At 46.2% G+C, this 18,448-nt stretch carries 11 protein-coding genes, 11 tRNA genes, 4 rRNA genes and 1 other annotated feature (1 of these 27 running past the window's edge); all 26 genes read right to left on the bottom strand.

The window, feature by feature from the left end; genetic code table 11:
* Positions 1 to 276, bottom strand: a sequence feature (mutual gap in cmsearch alignment for this rRNA model is longer than 100) (it extends 2,671 nt beyond the left edge of the window).
* Between the two features lie 145 nt (positions 277 to 421).
* Positions 422 to 497 (bottom strand) — tRNA-Ala (locus CEF16_RS16525).
* Between the two features lie 18 nt (positions 498 to 515).
* Positions 516 to 592: transfer RNA gene (locus CEF16_RS16520), tRNA-Ile, on the bottom strand.
* 114 nt (positions 593 to 706) lie between these two features.
* A 16S ribosomal RNA gene (locus tag CEF16_RS16515) occupies positions 707 to 2,275 on the bottom strand.
* A 166-nt stretch (positions 2,276 to 2,441) separates the two neighbouring features.
* Positions 2,442 to 2,517 (bottom strand) — tRNA-Ala (locus CEF16_RS16510).
* A 10-nt stretch (positions 2,518 to 2,527) separates the two neighbouring features.
* Positions 2,528 to 2,604: transfer RNA gene (locus CEF16_RS16505), tRNA-Pro, on the bottom strand.
* A gap of 54 nt (positions 2,605 to 2,658) precedes the next feature.
* Positions 2,659 to 2,735: transfer RNA gene (locus tag CEF16_RS16500), tRNA-Arg, on the bottom strand.
* A gap of 7 nt (positions 2,736 to 2,742) precedes the next feature.
* A tRNA-Gly gene (locus CEF16_RS16495) sits at positions 2,743 to 2,817 on the bottom strand.
* A gap of 11 nt (positions 2,818 to 2,828) precedes the next feature.
* Positions 2,829 to 2,904: transfer RNA gene (locus CEF16_RS16490), tRNA-Lys, on the bottom strand.
* Between the two features lie 52 nt (positions 2,905 to 2,956).
* A tRNA-Thr gene (locus CEF16_RS16485) sits at positions 2,957 to 3,032 on the bottom strand.
* 8 nt (positions 3,033 to 3,040) lie between these two features.
* Positions 3,041 to 3,116, bottom strand: a tRNA-Val gene (locus tag CEF16_RS16480).
* Positions 3,117 to 3,123: 7 nt separating this feature from the next.
* A 5S ribosomal RNA gene (rrf, locus tag CEF16_RS16475) occupies positions 3,124 to 3,240 on the bottom strand.
* Between the two features lie 130 nt (positions 3,241 to 3,370).
* Positions 3,371 to 6,310 (bottom strand): 23S ribosomal RNA (locus tag CEF16_RS16470).
* A gap of 145 nt (positions 6,311 to 6,455) precedes the next feature.
* Positions 6,456 to 6,531: transfer RNA gene (locus tag CEF16_RS16465), tRNA-Ala, on the bottom strand.
* An 18-nt stretch (positions 6,532 to 6,549) separates the two neighbouring features.
* Positions 6,550 to 6,626 (bottom strand) — tRNA-Ile (locus CEF16_RS16460).
* 114 nt (positions 6,627 to 6,740) lie between these two features.
* A 16S ribosomal RNA gene (locus tag CEF16_RS16455) occupies positions 6,741 to 8,309 on the bottom strand.
* Together the 16S, 23S and 5S rRNA genes with 11 tRNA genes alongside form the textbook arrangement of a ribosomal RNA operon.
* Before the next feature lie 503 nt (positions 8,310 to 8,812).
* On the bottom strand, positions 8,813 to 10,309 hold the full coding sequence (lysS, locus tag CEF16_RS16450; RefSeq protein ID WP_091587466.1) for a lysine--tRNA ligase: 1,497 nt from the start codon (positions 10,307 to 10,309) through the stop codon (positions 8,813 to 8,815).
* Positions 10,310 to 10,432: 123 nt separating this feature from the next.
* A complete protein-coding gene (gene dusB, locus CEF16_RS16445; RefSeq protein ID WP_091587468.1) occupies positions 10,433 to 11,434 on the bottom strand; it encodes a tRNA dihydrouridine synthase DusB in 1,002 nt (333 codons plus the stop codon).
* Positions 11,435 to 11,454: 20 nt separating this feature from the next.
* Positions 11,455 to 11,658 (bottom strand): helix-turn-helix domain-containing protein, encoded by a 204-nt coding sequence (locus CEF16_RS16440; RefSeq protein WP_091587469.1) that lies wholly within the window; start codon positions 11,656 to 11,658, stop codon positions 11,455 to 11,457.
* Complete coding sequence (folK, locus tag CEF16_RS16435) at positions 11,610 to 12,143, bottom strand: 2-amino-4-hydroxy-6-hydroxymethyldihydropteridine diphosphokinase (RefSeq protein ID WP_091587471.1); 534 nt, start codon at positions 12,141 to 12,143, stop codon at positions 11,610 to 11,612. Before folK ends, CEF16_RS16440 begins: the two co-directional genes overlap by 49 nt.
* On the bottom strand, positions 12,140 to 12,502 hold the full coding sequence (gene folB, locus CEF16_RS16430) for a dihydroneopterin aldolase (protein ID WP_091587473.1): 363 nt from the start codon (positions 12,500 to 12,502) through the stop codon (positions 12,140 to 12,142). Before folB ends, folK begins: the two co-directional genes overlap by 4 nt.
* The gene (gene folP, locus CEF16_RS16425; RefSeq protein WP_091587474.1) at positions 12,495 to 13,337 is read right to left on the bottom strand and encodes a dihydropteroate synthase; all 843 of its coding nucleotides are present in this window, start codon (positions 13,335 to 13,337) and stop codon (positions 12,495 to 12,497) included. The genes folB and folP overlap by 8 nt, the downstream gene beginning before the upstream one ends.
* Complete coding sequence (gene pabC, locus CEF16_RS16420; RefSeq protein WP_091587476.1) at positions 13,330 to 14,235, bottom strand: aminodeoxychorismate lyase; 906 nt, start codon at positions 14,233 to 14,235, stop codon at positions 13,330 to 13,332. Before pabC ends, folP begins: the two co-directional genes overlap by 8 nt.
* A gap of 3 nt (positions 14,236 to 14,238) precedes the next feature.
* Positions 14,239 to 14,823, bottom strand: a complete 585-nt coding sequence (pabA, locus tag CEF16_RS16415; RefSeq protein WP_091587478.1) for an aminodeoxychorismate/anthranilate synthase component II — start codon at positions 14,821 to 14,823, stop codon at positions 14,239 to 14,241.
* Positions 14,807 to 16,315 (bottom strand): anthranilate synthase component I family protein, encoded by a 1,509-nt coding sequence (locus CEF16_RS16410; RefSeq protein ID WP_091587479.1) that lies wholly within the window; start codon positions 16,313 to 16,315, stop codon positions 14,807 to 14,809. Before CEF16_RS16410 ends, pabA begins: the two co-directional genes overlap by 17 nt.
* A gap of 213 nt (positions 16,316 to 16,528) precedes the next feature.
* On the bottom strand, positions 16,529 to 17,455 hold the full coding sequence (cysK, locus tag CEF16_RS16405) for a cysteine synthase A (RefSeq protein WP_091587481.1): 927 nt from the start codon (positions 17,453 to 17,455) through the stop codon (positions 16,529 to 16,531).
* Positions 17,456 to 17,549: 94 nt separating this feature from the next.
* On the bottom strand, positions 17,550 to 18,446 hold the full coding sequence (gene hslO, locus CEF16_RS16400) for an Hsp33 family molecular chaperone HslO (RefSeq protein ID WP_091587482.1): 897 nt from the start codon (positions 18,444 to 18,446) through the stop codon (positions 17,550 to 17,552).
* Positions 18,447 to 18,448: the final 2 nt, after the last annotated feature.

The following is an 18,448-nucleotide window of genomic DNA, read 5'->3' as shown; positions in this document are numbered from 1 at the left end:
GTTTGGGCTGATTCCGTTTCGCTCGCCGCTACTCAGGAAATCGCATTTGCTTTCTCTTCCTCCGGGTACTAAGATGTTTCAGTTCCCCGGGTCTGCCTTCTCACACCCTATAGATTCAGGTGCGGATACCATCCCATTATGGATGGTGGGTTTCCCCATTCGGATATCCCCGGATCAAAGCTTACTTACAGCTTCACGGGGCGTTTCGCCGTTCGTCGCGTCCTTCTTCGGCTCCTAGTGCCAAGGCATTCACCGTGCGCCCTTTCTAGCTTAACCTTACAAAGGTAGTTGTATCATTCTAAAACACGCCTCGAAAGTCTCACAATCATGGTCATGTACTGACCACCTTGATGAAACTCCGGTGTATTCTTTGGCTCTTGCATTCGTTATCCAGTTTTCAAAGAACAATTTAGATTAATTATGGTGGAGCCTAGCGGGATCGAACCGCTGACCTCCTGCGTGCAAGGCAGGCGCTCTCCCAGCTGAGCTAAGGCCCCATGTATTTCGAGAGATGATGGTGGGCCTGAGTGGACTTGAACCACCGACCTCACGCTTATCAGGCGTGCGCTCTGACCAACTGAGCTACAGGCCCATCACTTAACTTATACCGATGTGAAGTTACCCTCTCAAAATTGAATGAAAGTCACAGCGTCCGCTCCCTGGATCATGAGATCCAGCGGAGCTCGACTCGGAAAATACTCCGTAGAAAGGAGGTGATCCATCCCCACCTTCCGGTAGGGATACCTTGTTACGACTTCACCCCAATCACCTGCCCCACCTTCGGCGGCTGGCTCCCATAGGGTTACCTCACCGACTTCGGGTGTTGCAAGCTCTCGTGGTGTGACGGGCGGTGTGTACAAGGCCCGGGAACGTATTCACCGCGGCATGCTGATCCGCGATTACTAGCGATTCCGGCTTCATGCAGGCGAGTTGCAGCCTGCAATCCGAACTGAGAATGGCTTTTTGAGATTCGCTTCACCTCGCGGCTTCGCGTCCCTCTGTACCATCCATTGTAGCACGTGTGTAGCCCAGGTCATAAGGGGCATGATGATTTGACGTCATCCCCACCTTCCTCCGGTTTGTCACCGGCAGTCACCCTAGAGTGCCCAACTGAATGCTGGCAACTAAGGTTAAGGGTTGCGCTCGTTGCGGGACTTAACCCAACATCTCACGACACGAGCTGACGACAACCATGCACCACCTGTCATTCTGTCCCCCGAAGGGGAACCTTCCATCTCTGGAAGTGGCAGAAGATGTCAAGACCTGGTAAGGTTCTTCGCGTTGCGTCGAATTAAACCACATGCTCCACCGCTTGTGCGGGCCCCCGTCAATTCCTTTGAGTTTCAACCTTGCGGTCGTACTCCCCAGGCGGAGTGCTTAATGCGTTTGCTGCGGCACTAAGGGCGTCGAAACCCCTAACACCTAGCACTCAACGTTTACGGCGTGGACTACCAGGGTATCTAATCCTGTTCGCTCCCCACGCTTTCGCGCCTCAGCGTCAGTTACAGGCCAGAGAGCCGCCTTCGCCACTGGTGTTCCTCCACATCTCTACGCATTTCACCGCTACACGTGGAATTCCGCTCTCCTCTCCTGTACTCAAGTTCCCCAGTTTCCAATGACCCTCCACGGTTGAGCCGTGGGCTTTCACATCAGACTTAGGAAACCGCCTGCGCGCCCTTTACGCCCAATAATTCCGGACAACGCTTGCCCCCTACGTATTACCGCGGCTGCTGGCACGTAGTTAGCCGGGGCTTTCTGATCGGGTACCGTCAAGGTACCGGCCTATTCGACCGGTACTTGTTCTTCCCAGATAACAGAGCTTTACGATCCGAAAACCTTCTTCACTCACGCGGCGTTGCACCGTCAGGCTTTCGCCCATTGCGGATGATTCCCTACTGCTGCCTCCCGTAGGAGTCTGGGCCGTGTCTCAGTCCCAGTGTGGCCGATCACCCTCTCAGGTCGGCTACGCATCGTTGCCTTGGTAAGCTCTTACCTCACCAACTAGCTAATGCGCCGCGGGCCCATCTTGCAGTGTAAGGAACAAGTCCCTACTTTTACAATCAAATCATGCGATTTGGCTGATCATCCGGTATTAGCCCCGGTTTCCCGGGGTTATCCCAGTCTGCAAGGCAGGTTGCCCACGTGTTACTCACCCGTCCGCCGCTCGTTCCACATGCGTCACCCCGAAGGGATCTGCTTGCTTCCCGCGCTCGACTTGCATGTATTAGGCACGCCGCCAGCGTTCGTCCTGAGCCAGGATCAAACTCTCCAATAAATTGGTTCGTCTGATACAAGCTGTATCTTACATAACAATTAAAGAAATTAACAGACGCTTGACTTTCATTCAATTTTCAAAGGACAACTTAGCGCTCTCTTTCAAAGCGACAAGTAATATCATAACAAGTTACCAAAATGATGTCAACAACTTTTTATGATTTTTTTGGTGGAGCCTAGCGGGGTCGAACCGCTGACCTCCTGCGTGCAAGGCAGGCGCTCTCCCAGCTGAGCTAAGGCCCCTTGAAGTAAGTGGTCGGGAAGACAGGATTCGAACCTGCGACCCCTTGGTCCCAAACCAAGTGCTCTGCCAAGCTGAGCTACTTCCCGTATTGCATCTATTTGGATACAATACGTCGAGTGCATCCTATTAATATATAAATATGGCGCGCCCGAGAGGAGTCGAACCCCTAACCTTCTGATCCGTAGTCAGACGCTCTATCCAATTGAGCTACGGGCGCATAAAAGTGGAGCGGAAGACGGGATTCGAACCCGCGACCCCCACCTTGGCAAGGTGGTGTTCTACCACTGAACTACTTCCGCATAATTGAAAATGGTGAGCCATGGAGGATTCGAACCTCCGACCCTCTGATTAAAAGTCAGATGCTCTACCAACTGAGCTAATGGCTCCTAAAAAGTTAAGTTTGTTTTAAAAACCTCTCTAAAACAAAAAAAGACAAGATGGTGCCGGCCAGAGGACTTGAACCCCCAACCTACTGATTACAAGTCAGTTGCTCTACCAATTGAGCTAGACCGGCACATATTATGGTGGAGGGTGACGGGATCGAACCGCCGACCCCCTGCTTGTAAGGCAGGTGCTCTCCCAGCTGAGCTAACCCTCCTCTATATGCCTGGCAGCGTCCTACTTTCACAAAGGGTTGCCCCTTCATTATCATCGGCGCTGAAGAGCTTAACTTCCGTGTTCGGCATGGGAACGGGTGGAACCTCTTCGCTATCGTCACCAGACTTTGGATGGAATCGTTTGATCATCGTCTTAGGAGACAACATCTCAACGATCCTTTTCTTGATAGGGAATTGCTCCCTCAAAACTGCATAACGAATATTTGAGCCGTTCTACGAGGCGCTTACCTTTGTTGTGGATAAGCCCTCGACCGATTAGTATCTGTCAGCTCCACGTGTCACCACGCTTCCACCTCAGACCTATCAACCTTGTCATCTGCAAGGGGTCTTACTAGCTTGGCGCTATGGGAAATCTCATCTTGAGGGGGGCTTCATGCTTAGATGCTTTCAGCACTTATCCCGTCCACACGTAGCTACCCAGCCATGCTCCTGGCGGAACAACTGGTACACCAGCGGTGTGTCCATCCCGGTCCTCTCGTACTAAGGACAGCTCCTCTCAAATTTCCTGCGCCCGCGACGGATAGGGACCGAACTGTCTCACGACGTTCTGAACCCAGCTCGCGTGCCGCTTTAATGGGCGAACAGCCCAACCCTTGGGACCTACTTCAGCCCCAGGATGCGACGAGCCGACATCGAGGTGCCAAACCTCCCCGTCGATGTGGACTCTTGGGGGAGATAAGCCTGTTATCCCCAGGGTAGCTTTTATCCGTTGAGCGACGGCCCTTCCATACGGTACCGCCGGATCACTAAGCCCGACTTTCGTCCCTGCTCGACTTGTAGGTCTCGCAGTCAAGCTCCCTTTTGCCTTTGCACTCTGCGAATGATTTCCAACCATTCTGAGGGAACCTTTGGGCGCCTCCGTTACTGTTTGGGAGGCGACCGCCCCAGTCAAACTGCCTACCTGACACTGTCCCTGGACCGGGTTACGGTCCGAGGTTAGAATTTCCGTACAGCGAGGGTAGTATCCCACCGACGCCTTCACCGAACCTGGCGGTCCGGTTTCCAAGGCTCCTACCTATCCTGTACAAGCTGTACCAAAATCCAATATCAAGCTGCAGTAAAGCTCCATGGGGTCTTTCCGTCCTGTCGCGGGTAACCTGCATCTTCACAGGTATTATAATTTCACCGGGTCTCTCGTTGAGACAGTGCCCAAGTCGTTGCACCTTTCGTGCGGGTCGGAACTTACCCGACAAGGAATTTCGCTACCTTAGGACCGTTATAGTTACGGCCGCCGTTTACTGGGGCTTCAATTCGGAGCTTCTCCCAAAAGGGATAACCCCTCCTCTTAACCTTCCAGCACCGGGCAGGTGTCAGCCCCTATACTTCGCCTTGCGGCTTCGCAGAGACCTGTGTTTTTGATAAACAGTCGCTTGGGCCTATTCACTGCGGCTCTCCAAGGCTATTCACCCTAGAGAGCACCCCTTCTCCCGAAGTTACGGGGTCATTTTGCCGAGTTCCTTAACGAGAGTTCTCCCGAGCGTCTTAGAATTCTCATCCCACCTACCTGTGTCGGTTTGCGGTACGGGCACCTCTTCCCTTGCTAGAGGCTTTTCTTGGCAGTGTAGGATCAGGAACTTCGGTACTATTATTTCCCTCGCCATCACCGCTTCGCCTAATGATGAACGGATTTGCCTGTTCATCGGCCTTACGGTTTGGACGCGCTATTCCAGCAGCGCGCTTACCCTACCTTCCTGCGTCCCCCCGTCACTCAAACGGGAAGGAGGTGGTACAGGAATTTCAACCTGTTTTCCATCGCCTACGCCTTTCGGCCTCGGCTTAGGGCCCGACTAACCCTGAGCGGACGAACCTTCCTCAGGAAACCTTGGGTTTTCGACGGAAGGGATTCTCACCCTTCTTTTCGTTACTCATACCGGCATTCTCACTTCAAAGCGCTCCACCGGTCCTCACGATCCGGCTTCTCCGCCCTTTGAACGCTCCCCTACCACGCACACCCGATGGTGTGCATCCACAGCTTCGGTGATACGTTTAGCCCCGGTACATTTTCGGCGCAGAGTCACTCGACTAGTGAGCTATTACGCACTCTTTCAATGATGGCTGCTTCTAAGCCAACATCCTAGTTGTCTAAGCAACTCCACATCCTTTTCCACTTAACGTATACTTAGGGACCTTAGCTGGTGGTCTGGGCTGTTTCCCTCTCGACTACGGATCTTAGCACTCGCAGTCTGACTCCCGGATAACAAGTCGCTGGCATTCGGAGTTTGACTGAATTCGGTAATCCTGTAGGGACCCCTAGTCCAATCAGTGCTCTACCTCCAGGACTCTTTTATCCGAGGCTAGCCCTAAAGCTATTTCGGGGAGAACCAGCTATCTCCGAGTTCGATTGGCATTTCACCACTACCCACACCTCATCCCCGCAATTTTCAACTTGCGTGGGTTCGGGCCTCCAGCAGGTGTTACCCTGCCTTCACCCTGGACATGGGTAGATCACACGGTTTCGGGTCTGCGACCGCATACTGTACGCCCTGTTCAGACTCGCTTTCGCTTCGGCTCCGCGTCTTCCGCTTAACCTTGCATACGATCGCAACTCGCCGGTTCATTATACAAAAGGCACGCCGTCACCCATAAACGGGCTTCGACTACTTGTAGGCACACGGTTTCAGGATCTCTTTCACTCCCCTTCCGGGGTGCTTTTCACCTTTCCCTCACGGTACTGGTTCGCTATCGGTCACTAGGGAGTATTTAGCCTTGGGAGATGGTCCTCCCGGATTCCGGCGGGGTTTCCCGTGCCCCGCCGTACTCAGGATCCACTCCGGAGGAAACAGCGTTTCGACTACCGGGCTCTTACCGTGTCTCGCGGGCCGTTCCAGGCCGCTTCGCCTACGCTGTTTCTTGGTAACTCCGATGGAGTGTCCTACAACCCCAGGGTGCAAGCACCCTGGTTTGGGCTGATTCCGTTTCGCTCGCCGCTACTCAGGAAATCGCATTTGCTTTCTCTTCCTCCGGGTACTAAGATGTTTCAGTTCCCCGGGTCTGCCTTCTCACACCCTATAGATTCAGGTGCGGATACCATCCCATTATGGATGGTGGGTTTCCCCATTCGGATATCCCCGGATCAAAGCTTACTTACAGCTTCACGGGGCGTTTCGCCGTTCGTCGCGTCCTTCTTCGGCTCCTAGTGCCAAGGCATTCACCGTGCGCCCTTTCTAGCTTAACCTTACAAAGGTAGTTGTATCATTCTAAAACACGCCTCGAAAGTCTCACAATCATGGTCATGTACTGACCACCTTGATGAAACTCCGGTGTATTCTTTGGCTCTTGCATTCGTTATCCAGTTTTCAAAGAACAATTTAGATTAATTATGGTGGAGCCTAGCGGGATCGAACCGCTGACCTCCTGCGTGCAAGGCAGGCGCTCTCCCAGCTGAGCTAAGGCCCCATGTATTTCGAGAGATGATGGTGGGCCTGAGTGGACTTGAACCACCGACCTCACGCTTATCAGGCGTGCGCTCTGACCAACTGAGCTACAGGCCCATCACTTAACTTATACCGATGTGAAGTTACCCTCTCAAAATTGAATGAAAGTCACAGCGTCCGCTCCCTGGATCATGAGATCCAGCGGAGCTCGACTCGGAAAATACTCCGTAGAAAGGAGGTGATCCATCCCCACCTTCCGGTAGGGATACCTTGTTACGACTTCACCCCAATCACCTGCCCCACCTTCGGCGGCTGGCTCCCATAGGGTTACCTCACCGACTTCGGGTGTTGCAAGCTCTCGTGGTGTGACGGGCGGTGTGTACAAGGCCCGGGAACGTATTCACCGCGGCATGCTGATCCGCGATTACTAGCGATTCCGGCTTCATGCAGGCGAGTTGCAGCCTGCAATCCGAACTGAGAATGGCTTTTTGAGATTCGCTTCACCTCGCGGCTTCGCGTCCCTCTGTACCATCCATTGTAGCACGTGTGTAGCCCAGGTCATAAGGGGCATGATGATTTGACGTCATCCCCACCTTCCTCCGGTTTGTCACCGGCAGTCACCCTAGAGTGCCCAACTGAATGCTGGCAACTAAGGTTAAGGGTTGCGCTCGTTGCGGGACTTAACCCAACATCTCACGACACGAGCTGACGACAACCATGCACCACCTGTCATTCTGTCCCCCGAAGGGGAACCTTCCATCTCTGGAAGTGGCAGAAGATGTCAAGACCTGGTAAGGTTCTTCGCGTTGCGTCGAATTAAACCACATGCTCCACCGCTTGTGCGGGCCCCCGTCAATTCCTTTGAGTTTCAACCTTGCGGTCGTACTCCCCAGGCGGAGTGCTTAATGCGTTTGCTGCGGCACTAAGGGCGTCGAAACCCCTAACACCTAGCACTCAACGTTTACGGCGTGGACTACCAGGGTATCTAATCCTGTTCGCTCCCCACGCTTTCGCGCCTCAGCGTCAGTTACAGGCCAGAGAGCCGCCTTCGCCACTGGTGTTCCTCCACATCTCTACGCATTTCACCGCTACACGTGGAATTCCGCTCTCCTCTCCTGTACTCAAGTTCCCCAGTTTCCAATGACCCTCCACGGTTGAGCCGTGGGCTTTCACATCAGACTTAGGAAACCGCCTGCGCGCCCTTTACGCCCAATAATTCCGGACAACGCTTGCCCCCTACGTATTACCGCGGCTGCTGGCACGTAGTTAGCCGGGGCTTTCTGATCGGGTACCGTCAAGGTACCGGCCTATTCGACCGGTACTTGTTCTTCCCAGATAACAGAGCTTTACGATCCGAAAACCTTCTTCACTCACGCGGCGTTGCACCGTCAGGCTTTCGCCCATTGCGGATGATTCCCTACTGCTGCCTCCCGTAGGAGTCTGGGCCGTGTCTCAGTCCCAGTGTGGCCGATCACCCTCTCAGGTCGGCTACGCATCGTTGCCTTGGTAAGCTCTTACCTCACCAACTAGCTAATGCGCCGCGGGCCCATCTTGCAGTGTAAGGAACAAGTCCCTACTTTTACAATCAAATCATGCGATTTGGTTGATCATCCGGTATTAGCCCCGGTTTCCCGGGGTTATCCCAGTCTGCAAGGCAGGTTGCCCACGTGTTACTCACCCGTCCGCCGCTCGTTCCACATGCGTCACCCCGAAGGGATCTGCCTGCTTCCCGCGCTCGACTTGCATGTATTAGGCACGCCGCCAGCGTTCGTCCTGAGCCAGGATCAAACTCTCCAATAAATTGGTTCGTCTGATACAAGCTGTATCTTACATAACAATTAAAGAAATTAACAGACGCTTGACTTTCATTCAATTTTCAAAGGACAATTTCGTTCGCCTCAATTGGCGACTTTTTTATATTAACACCTGCGCAATGCAGTGTCAATATGTTTTTTTGTTTCTTTTTTTAATCAATTTCGCGCTGTCTTTTCAGCGACAAATAATAATATATCAGCCTATCATATTTTATGCAACCCTTAAATTTAAATTTATAAATAAAAATTTATTTCTATTCCCCTATTAGAGGAAAAGGACAGGGCTTTTAAAATAATATCTCCTAAAAAATGGGCTGGTCGTTTATTAAAGGAAGTCGTCTTAGAAAACGCCCTGAAAAAACGAAGTTTGGTTAAGACCGTCACGTAATGTAAGATGGATACCTCGTTTCGGTTATTCACAACATAACATTTAATACTATGTAACAGTGCAAAAAACCGGCCCGTAAACGGGCCAGTATCACTAGAAATTTATTCATTGGATTGTTTACGCATTTGCGGAAATAATAACACATCACGTATGGATGCCGAATTAGTTAAGAGCATAACTAAGCGGTCAATCCCAATTCCAAGACCACCAGTAGGAGGAAGACCGTATTCCATTGCCTCCAAATAATCTGTATCCATCATGTGAGCTTCATCATCGCCCTGTTCTCTTTCTTGGACTTGTGCTTCAAAGCGCTGACGTTGATCAATTGGGTCATTAAGCTCTGTGAAAGCATTTGCGTGTTCTCTTCCAACTATAAATAATTCAAATCGATCAGTGAAACGAGGATCTTCCGCATTCTTTTTTGCAAGTGGTGATATAGCAACCGGATGTCCATATACAAAAGTCGGCTGTATTAATTTTTCTTCGACAAAATGCTCGAAAAATTCATTAACAACATGTCCAAAAGGCATTGTTTCTTTCACTGGTACTCGATATTCTTTAGCAAGAGACCTTGCCTCTTCATCGCTCATATCCTGCCAAAAATCAACCCCAACTTCTTCTTTAATTGCATCCACCATATGCACGCGGCGCCACGCAGGGGTTAAATCCACTTCATGCTCTCCATACGTTATAGCAGTTGTACCAAGCACTTCTTGAGATATATGAGCGATTAAATTCTCTGTTAAAACCATTACGTCTTTATAATCTGAATAAGCTTCATAAAGTTCCATCATGGTGAACTCAGGATTATGACGGGTCGAAATTCCTTCATTTCGGAAAACACGGCCGATTTCATAAACTTTCTCCATCCCGCCGACAATTAACCGTTTCAGATGCAGTTCAATCGCTATACGAATATACAACTCCATATCTAGGGCATTGTGATGGGTAATAAATGGACGAGCAGCAGCTCCTCCTGGAATAGCGTGAAGCATTGGCGTTTCTACTTCCAAATATCCTTTTCCATCTAAGTAACGCCGCATCGATTGTAGGATTTTACTGCGGACCACAAAAGTATCGCGTACTTCAGGGTTCACTATTAAATCAAGATAACGCTGACGGTAACGTTGTTCTACGTCCTTTAAACCATGAAACTTATCAGGAAGAGGACGCAGTGATTTAGATAACAGTACGAACTCAGAAGCCTTTACTGAAAGTTCACCTACTTTTGTTTTGAAAGCTGTACCTTTTAGACCTACAAAATCACCAATATCAGTACCTTGGAAAATTTCATAAGCCTCTTCGCCTACCTGATCTTTTCTTACATATATTTGTATTTGACCTGTTAAATCTTGTATATGAGCAAAACCTGCTTTTCCTTTTCCGCGCTTTGTCATCACTCTTCCTGCAATTGAAACTTCCACTTCTTTTTCTTGCAGTTCTTCTTTACTAAAAGCTTGAAACTCTTCTGTCATAAGAGAAGCTGTATGTGATCTGTCAAAACGCTGACCGAACGGATCTTTCCCTTCTTCTTGAAGAGCTAGAAGTTTTTCTCTACGAACCTCTATTTGGTCGTTATATTCCTGTTCCTGACTCAAGTGTATCCACCCCTTATAATATTAAGCTGTTACTTTCTCACGGTAGATATCCGCTTATCTCCCATGTAAAGGGACTGACCCTTCAGTCGCAAAAGGGGCAGTCCCGTTGTTGTTAGTAAAAAACTATACTGCCGACGCTTTTTCCTTCTGTGCCGCTTCCAATTCATCGACAAAGTTATATAAAGCAGCTGCTACTTCATCACGCGTATTTAGCTGATTAATTTGATCCCGGACTTTTTTATTTCCTCGCAGTCCTTTTAAATACCACGCAGCATGTTTTCGCATTTCTCGGACAGCGACAACTTCTCCCTTTAATTGGATCAATCTATCCATGTGAACCATGCAGACGTCAATTTTTTCATGAGGCGAAGGATCTGCTGCCGGTTCTCCCGTTTCTAGGTAATGGATAGTACGATACAGCATCCAAGGGTTTCCAAGTGCAGCTCTTCCAATCATAACACCATCCACACCAGTGGTTTCGAGCATACGTTTAGCGTCTTGAGGCGTTTTCACATCCCCATTTCCAATAACAGGAATGTCTACCGATTCTTTTACTTCTTTCAATATATCCCAGTCAGCAGCGCCTTCATACATTTGCAGGCGAGTACGCCCATGAACAGCAACAGCCTTTCCTCCAGCTGCTTCAATTGCCTTTGCATTCTCAACCGCCAAAATATTCTCATCATCCCAACCCATTCTCATTTTGACTGTTACTGGTTTGTCTACAGCTTGCACTGCTACAGAGACCATTTCATATATTTTGTCAGGGTTAAGAAGCCACTTTGCTCCGGCATCACATTTTGTAATCTTCGGTACCGGACATCCCATATTAATATCTATAATATCAGCATTCGTTTGCTGATCAACAACCCTGGCAGCTTCTGCCATCGTTTCTTTATCACCGCCAAAAATCTGCAGGCTTAAAGGCTTCTCCCGTTCATCGACGTAAAGCATTTGGAGCGATTTTTCATTTTTGTTTACAATGGCTTTATCACTGACCATTTCGGCACAAACAAGCCCTGCTCCAAACTCTTTTGCTATCAAACGGAAAGCTGGATTACACACTCCTGCCATTGGCGCAAGCACCACCTGGTTTTTCATTTCTATATCGCCGATTTTTAACATTTTTTCCACCTCCTATACTGTTATCCTGAATGGAGTTCTTCTTTTGTAATACCTAATGCCTCCACTACATTTTCTAAAAATTTATCATCCGGAATACGACTGCCTCGCTCTACCTGTCCAAAAATAGAAACAGAAACCCCCATCTTATCGGCAAGGCTTTCCTGTGTATATCCTTTCAACTTCCGAAAAGCCCGAATCCTGCTGGCCCAGAGCAGTTCTTCCATATACGGACACCTTCTTTTTCTTTAATAGATAGATTTTCGGCAAGTTCATAGATGTTTTTATGATTAGTTGGCTCCACAATAGATGAAGCTATTTCATTTAAAGGAATAAGAACAAATGCTCTTTCTTCCAACCGCGGGTGTGGTATAGATAAATCGTCCATTCTAATATTTTCATCATTGAAGAATAAAATGTCAAGGTCTATTGTGCGAGGACCCCAACGTTTTATTTTTACACGATTCAATTCTTGCTCTATCCACTGTGTTGTCTTTAATAAGCTTTCCGGTTTTAAAGAGGTGTACATCTCTACCGCCATATTTAAAAAAGCTGCTTGTTCAGTGACACCTACAGGTTCTGTTTCATAAATAGATGACAGCTGGGTAACTTCTATTTCTTTTTTCTCGTTTAATTTTTCTACTGCTCTTTGTAAATAATGAAATCGATCTCCTATATTAGAGCCAAGGGCTAGATAAACTCGGTTTTTCATGTTCTTTTCCTCGTTATTTCAATCGCTACGTACTCGTAATGTCCAGGTATGGGAGGGTCTGGTTTGATTACTTTGACTGTAACTTCTGATACGATAGGAAATTGTTTTAAAATATTAGCAGAAATGGACTCAGCTACTGATTCGACTAAATCATAGGTTTGTCCTTCTACTATTTCTTTCACTGCTTGATGGGCCTCCGCATAGTTGACACTTTTTTTAAGATCATCTTGTGCAGCCGCTTCCGATAAATCCGCTTCCATGATAAGGTCTACTTGAAAACGTTGGCCTAGCTTATTTTCTTCAGGAAACACACCATGATAAGCATAAAATTCCATGCCTTTTAGATAAATTTTATCCAATTGTTTTCACCTTACCTTTACCTAGCATGGCATCCATCATTTTTACCGTCCTGCTCATTTCAAGCACATCATGGACTCTTACAATATCACACCCTCTTTCAATACCTAGACTCACAGTTGCACCTGTTCCTTCTATCCTGTCATTGGCCGGAAGGTTGAGGGTTTGCGCAATAATAGATTTTCTTGACGTACCTAATAATACAGGATACCCAAGCGATGTAAATTCTTCAAGCCTTCTCATAACTTCAAGGTTTTGTTCATACGATTTGGCAAAACCGATACCTGGATCCAAAATAATGCGGTTATCTTTTACTCCGGCATTTTGACATATCGTAATACTTTCCTTCATATCCGATAAAATATCTGGCATCAAATCTTGATAACCTAAATCTTCCCGGTTATGCATGATAACAATCGGAACATCATACTCTGCTGCTACATCAGCCATTTCCGGATCTGCTTTCGCACCCCAGACGTCATTAATGATAGAAGCACCTGCTTCGATAGCTTGTCTTGCTGTTTCTGCTTTATACGTATCAATGGAAATGGGGACATTTACTGTCTTTGCAATAGCTTCTATTATCGGGAGAACTCGTCTTCTTTCTTCTTCGCCTTCCACTTTGACATGCCCTGGCCTGGTCGACTCACCGCCAATATCAATAATATCAGCACCTTGTTCAATCATTTCATGTGCTCTTTCTGCAGCTTTTGTTACATTATCAAATCGTCCTCCGTCAGAAAAAGAGTCCGGTGTAACATTTAAAATCCCCATCACGTATGTTTTTTTAGAAAAATCCAACGTCCAAGGCCCCCAAGTAATAGCAGTACTACTCATTTTCCTTCTTCCTTTCCTCAACAAAAATCTCTTCTGAATTCCATAATTGTTGACGGTATTTAGTATACTCGTTATGCAAAAAATCCACTGTAGAATGACCATTGTTTTTTTTACGGTTATTAAAGGTGTACCGATCGACACCTTTAAGACGTATAACCTCTTGAATTGAATTCGTTATAAATGCTTCATCTGCATCAAAAAGCATAGCAGGTTTAAACCGGCCTTCTCGTATATAATAAGAGTGTTTTCTTGCTAGTTTAATCACAAAGGTTCGGGTAACGCCGTTTAAGATTCCTGTCTGAACGGATGGGGTATATATTGTGGTACCCTTTACCCAAAAAAGGTTAGAAACGACTCCTTCCGCGAGGTCTCCTTGTTCATTCACGAAAAGACCTTCAATGGAGAAATCATCGCCTGCCTCTCTTTTACCCAAAATACTGTTAAAGTAATGATGGGACTTTAAACGCATAGAGGCTTCCGGTGAATTTCTTCTCACCGTTAACAACTGCCCCTGTTTCTCAGAAAATCGACTTTCTCCAGCCTCTGGAAGGGGCTTCATATAAATAATAATAGCAGGCGATTGATAGGGCTTTGTTGTCAATCCAAGCTCTCCTGTTCCTGCAGAAATATTATAACGAACATACGCATTTTTCCACTGATTTGCTTCTAGCAGATCATTTAACTGCTGAATGACTTCCTTACGTTTATATTTCCACTCTATATTCATTAACGAAAGACCTTTTTCCATTCTTCGGAAGTGGTCGTCCAGTAAGAATGGGTGGCCATTATATATTCTAAATGTTTCAAACAAGCCAAGACCATACATAAAGCCGTGTTCAAAAACAGAAAGACGAGCATCGCCCGCCTCTTTTATTTCCCCGTTTATATAAATATACATTTATTAAACTCCTTGCTGCTCCCGGTGTGCTTCTACAAAATTCCGAAGTAGTTTTTTCCCTTCTCCTGTCATAATAGACTCAGGATGAAATTGAACTCCCTCTACCGGAAGAGACCGATGACGTATCCCCATTATTTCTCCTTCATCTGTCCATGATGTAATTTCAAAACATTCAGGAAGGGATTGTTTTTCTACTATTAATGAATGATAACGGGTTGCTGTAAATGGATTAGGCAGTCCTTTATAAACAGATTGTTCGTTATGGCGCACTTCAGACGTTTTACCGTGCATCAGCCGGTCCGAACGAATAACTTTTCCTCCAAATACCTGAGCGATTGATTGATGGCCCAGGCATACACCAAATACCGGAATTTTACCAGCAAAGTACTTGATGGCTTCCATACTGATGCCGGCTTCATCTGGACTGCAAGGCCCCGGTGACACCATGAGAAAATCTGGAGACAGTTCTTCTATTTCTTCAATTGTTATCTTGTCATTTCTTCGGACAACAAGCTCTTCACCCATTTCTCCGAGATATTGAACAAGATTGTAGGTAAACGAGTCGTAATTATCAATCATTAAAATCATATACTTTTTCCTCCTCTGCTCGGCTCTGCTTTACAGCCATCTCTTCTTCACTAATCTCTTGCGCTTTCCATAGTGCTCTCGCTTTTTTTAACGATTCCTGGTACTCTGCTTCTGGACTCGAATCAATAACAATGCCAGCACCTGCCTGTACGTATGCCATACCGTCTTTAGCAATCATAGTGCGGATGGCAATATTTAATTCCATGTCTCCATTAAAACCAATCCAGCCAATGGAGCCTGTATAGACGCCGCGCCTGACACGTTCTAACTCTTCAATGATTTCCATGGTCCGAATTTTCGGAGCACCAGTAATTGTGCCTCCTGGAAACGCTGCTTTTATCATATCATATTCATCTACATCATCGGCAAGTTTTCCTTTTACATTGGAAACAATATGCATGACATGGGAATAACGTTCAATTACCATTAGTTCATCTACGGACACAGTACCGTACTTACATACTTTGCCAAGGTCATTTCTTTCAAGATCCACTAACATTACATGCTCTGCCCGTTCTTTTTCTGTTGCTATTAACTCTTGTTCGTAACCTTCATCTTGTTCTGCTGTCTCCCCGCGCGGTCTGGTGCCAGCAATTGGTCTTGTAGATGCTTCGTCACCTCTTTTTTTAACGAGAAGTTCCGGTGAACCGCTGACAAGCTGAAAATCAGGCGTATGCATATACCCCATGTAAGGTGAAGGATTTAATTCCCTTAGTTTTTCATAAATATGAAACGGAGGGGTTAACAATTTTTTAGCCTGTCTAACTGACAAGTTTACTTGAAATACATCACCGGAACGTATATATTCTTGAACTTTCTTTACTGCCTGTGCAAACGTTCGTTCCGAAAAAGATGAATCGAGGCATCTAGTCCTATTAGCAGAGCTTAAGAAGTCATACTGCTCTAAATAACGTCCCCAAGAAAAATATGGAGGGTACTGCCACAAAGCTTTTAACCGCTCGATGTCAGCTTTTGCTTTAGCCTCTTCTCCCTTTGCATAATGGACAATAATCCATAACTTTTTATTATGATGGTCATATATAAATACCTGTTGAAAAGCTAAAAAATACAAGTCATCTGTGCTGAGATCATCACTTGTATCTAACGGCAGTTCTTCCACATAACGAATATAATCATAGCTGACAAAGCCTAATATCCCCCCTTGAAAATCTGGGAGGTTTGGGTTTGATTCTGTTTTATAAGGCCTCAGCCATTTTTTCATTTCTTCTAAAGGCTCTCCACTTTTTCGAATGTTCCCTTCACGGGTTTCAATCAAAAGGTTGTTATTTTTCCCTTTCATCACCGCAAATGGGACAAGACCTGCAATGCTGTATCTTCCTCTTTGTCCACTTTCTAACAATATATGCTGCTTTTTGTCCACACTTAGCGCTTGATAGGATGAGAAGAATTCTTTCTCTGGATATTTAAATGAAGACACCATTACCTTATAAGATTTTGAATGATCCGGTAATGGAGCCAGATCTTCAGTCATGACTTCCCCTCCTGCAATTAACATTCCAATTGATCTTATCCTATCACGAAACAGACATTTTATCATTAGAAAAACTAGGCTGCTTTCTAAAAAAACTCGGCTTGTCACCGAGGCCTTATGTTCAATGTCGTAGTTTTGTTCGTACTGTTTATTAAAATCCTCTAATTAAAAAAGCAGAGCTCCATTAAAAGCTCTGCCTTTTACTCATTTTAATTATTCTTCTTCAAATTGATATAGAGGGGTACTTAGGTAACGTTCTCCATTACTTGGAATAACCGCTACTACTTTCTTGCCTTTACCAAGTTTTTTAGCTTCTTCCAGAGCAGCATAAATTGCTGCGCCTGAAGAAATTCCACCGAGAATTCCCTCTTCTTTCGCTGCTCGTCTTGCATATTCAAAAGATTGCTCTGTTGTTGCTGTTACTACTTCATCATAAATATCCGTATCTAAAATCTCGGGAACAAACCCTGCACCAATTCCTTGGATTTTATGCGGCCCTTTATTTCCTCCGCTTAATACAGGAGAATCTGCCGGCTCGATAGCAATAATTTTGAGATTTGGGAAGTTTTCTTTAAGCAGCTTACCAGCTCCGGTAATCGTACCGCCCGTACCAATGCCAGATACAAATGCATCGATCTGGCCGTCAACTTGCTCCAATAATTCTCTTCCCGTCGTTTCACGATGAATTTCAGGATTTGCTTCATTTTCAAACTGCTGCGGGACGAAATAGCCGTTTTCTTTGGCTAATGCGTTCGCTTTGCTGATAGCTCCTCCCATACCGTCTGGCCCTGGAGTAAGTATCAATTCCGCTCCATACGCTCGAAGAAGGTTACGGCGTTCCATACTCATTGTATCAGGCATTACAAGAATAGCACGGTATCCTTTTGCTGCTGCAACCATTGCAAGACCAATACCAGTGTTTCCACTTGTAGGTTCAATTATTGTGTCTCCAGGCTTAAGCTTTCCATCTCGTTCCGCCGCTTCAATCATCGCAAGAGCAATACGATCTTTTACACTGCTGCCAGGATTCATAAATTCAAGCTTTAAGTATACATCAGCGTCATTTTCACCTGTCAAGCGGTTCAATTTTACCAGTGGTGTATTTCCTATTAGTTCTGTAATGTTATTTGCCACTTTCATGGATCAGATCCCCCTCGTTAATACCAAGTATTTTTATTGGATTTATTGTTATTATAGTACCAGCCTTTCATAAAGGTGTCAATCAATCGAGAAGTTATTGCACTTTATTTTCTATATTCCATGCTTGTTGGTGAAGTTCCTTTAAATCTTCAGCGGAAAAATGATATTTTTCATTGCAAAAGTGACACTGTGTTTCAGCTCCGCCGTCTTTGTCAATCATGTCTTGTAATTCTTCGCTCCCAAGAGAAATCAAAGCATTAGCTACACGTTCTTTAGAGCACTGGCAGGAAAACGAGACAGGATGCCGATCCAATATATTTACATCATCCCCAAAAATAACATGAAGCATTTCTTCCGGACTTTTCCCTTTTTCTATTAATTTTGAAACAGGCGGCATATTATTAATTTGATTTTCAAGTTTATCGATCAGTTCATCATTAGCCCCTGGCAGCAGTTGAATAATGAATCCGCCAGCTGCTAGTATCGAATTGTCAGGGTTTACGAGTACCCCCAGTCCTACTGAAGAAGGAATCTGTTCTGATGAAACAAAATAATAGGTGAAATCTTCCCCCAATTCTCCCGACACAATAGGTACGCTTCCGGTAAAGTGTTCTCTCATTCCAAGGTCCTTCACTACCGATAAAGTTCCATCAGTACCTACAGCACGAGCCACATCCAATTTACCTTGTTGATTCAAATCAAAATGCACTTGCATGTTATGAGCGTAGCCTCGTGTCTCACCGCTGGACGTACTATCTACGATAATTGGTCCCATTGGTCCTCTGCCTTCAATTTTAATAGTTAACTTGTCCTCACCTTTTAGCATCGCACCCATCATTGACCCCGCAGTCATTGCACGTCCTAAAGCAGCGGAGGCTGTCGGCCAGGCTTGATGGCGGCGCACCGCTTCGTTAATCATGTAAGTTGTTCGTACAGCATAAGCCCGTATTTTTCCTTCATAAGCTGTTGCTTTTATTAGATAATCTTCCACTT

Origin of the sequence: Alteribacillus bidgolensis, assembly GCF_002886255.1 — a bacterium.
Taxonomy (GTDB): domain Bacteria; phylum Bacillota; class Bacilli; order Bacillales; family Marinococcaceae; genus Alteribacillus; species Alteribacillus bidgolensis.
This window is presented reverse-complemented; position numbering and strand designations above follow the sequence as displayed.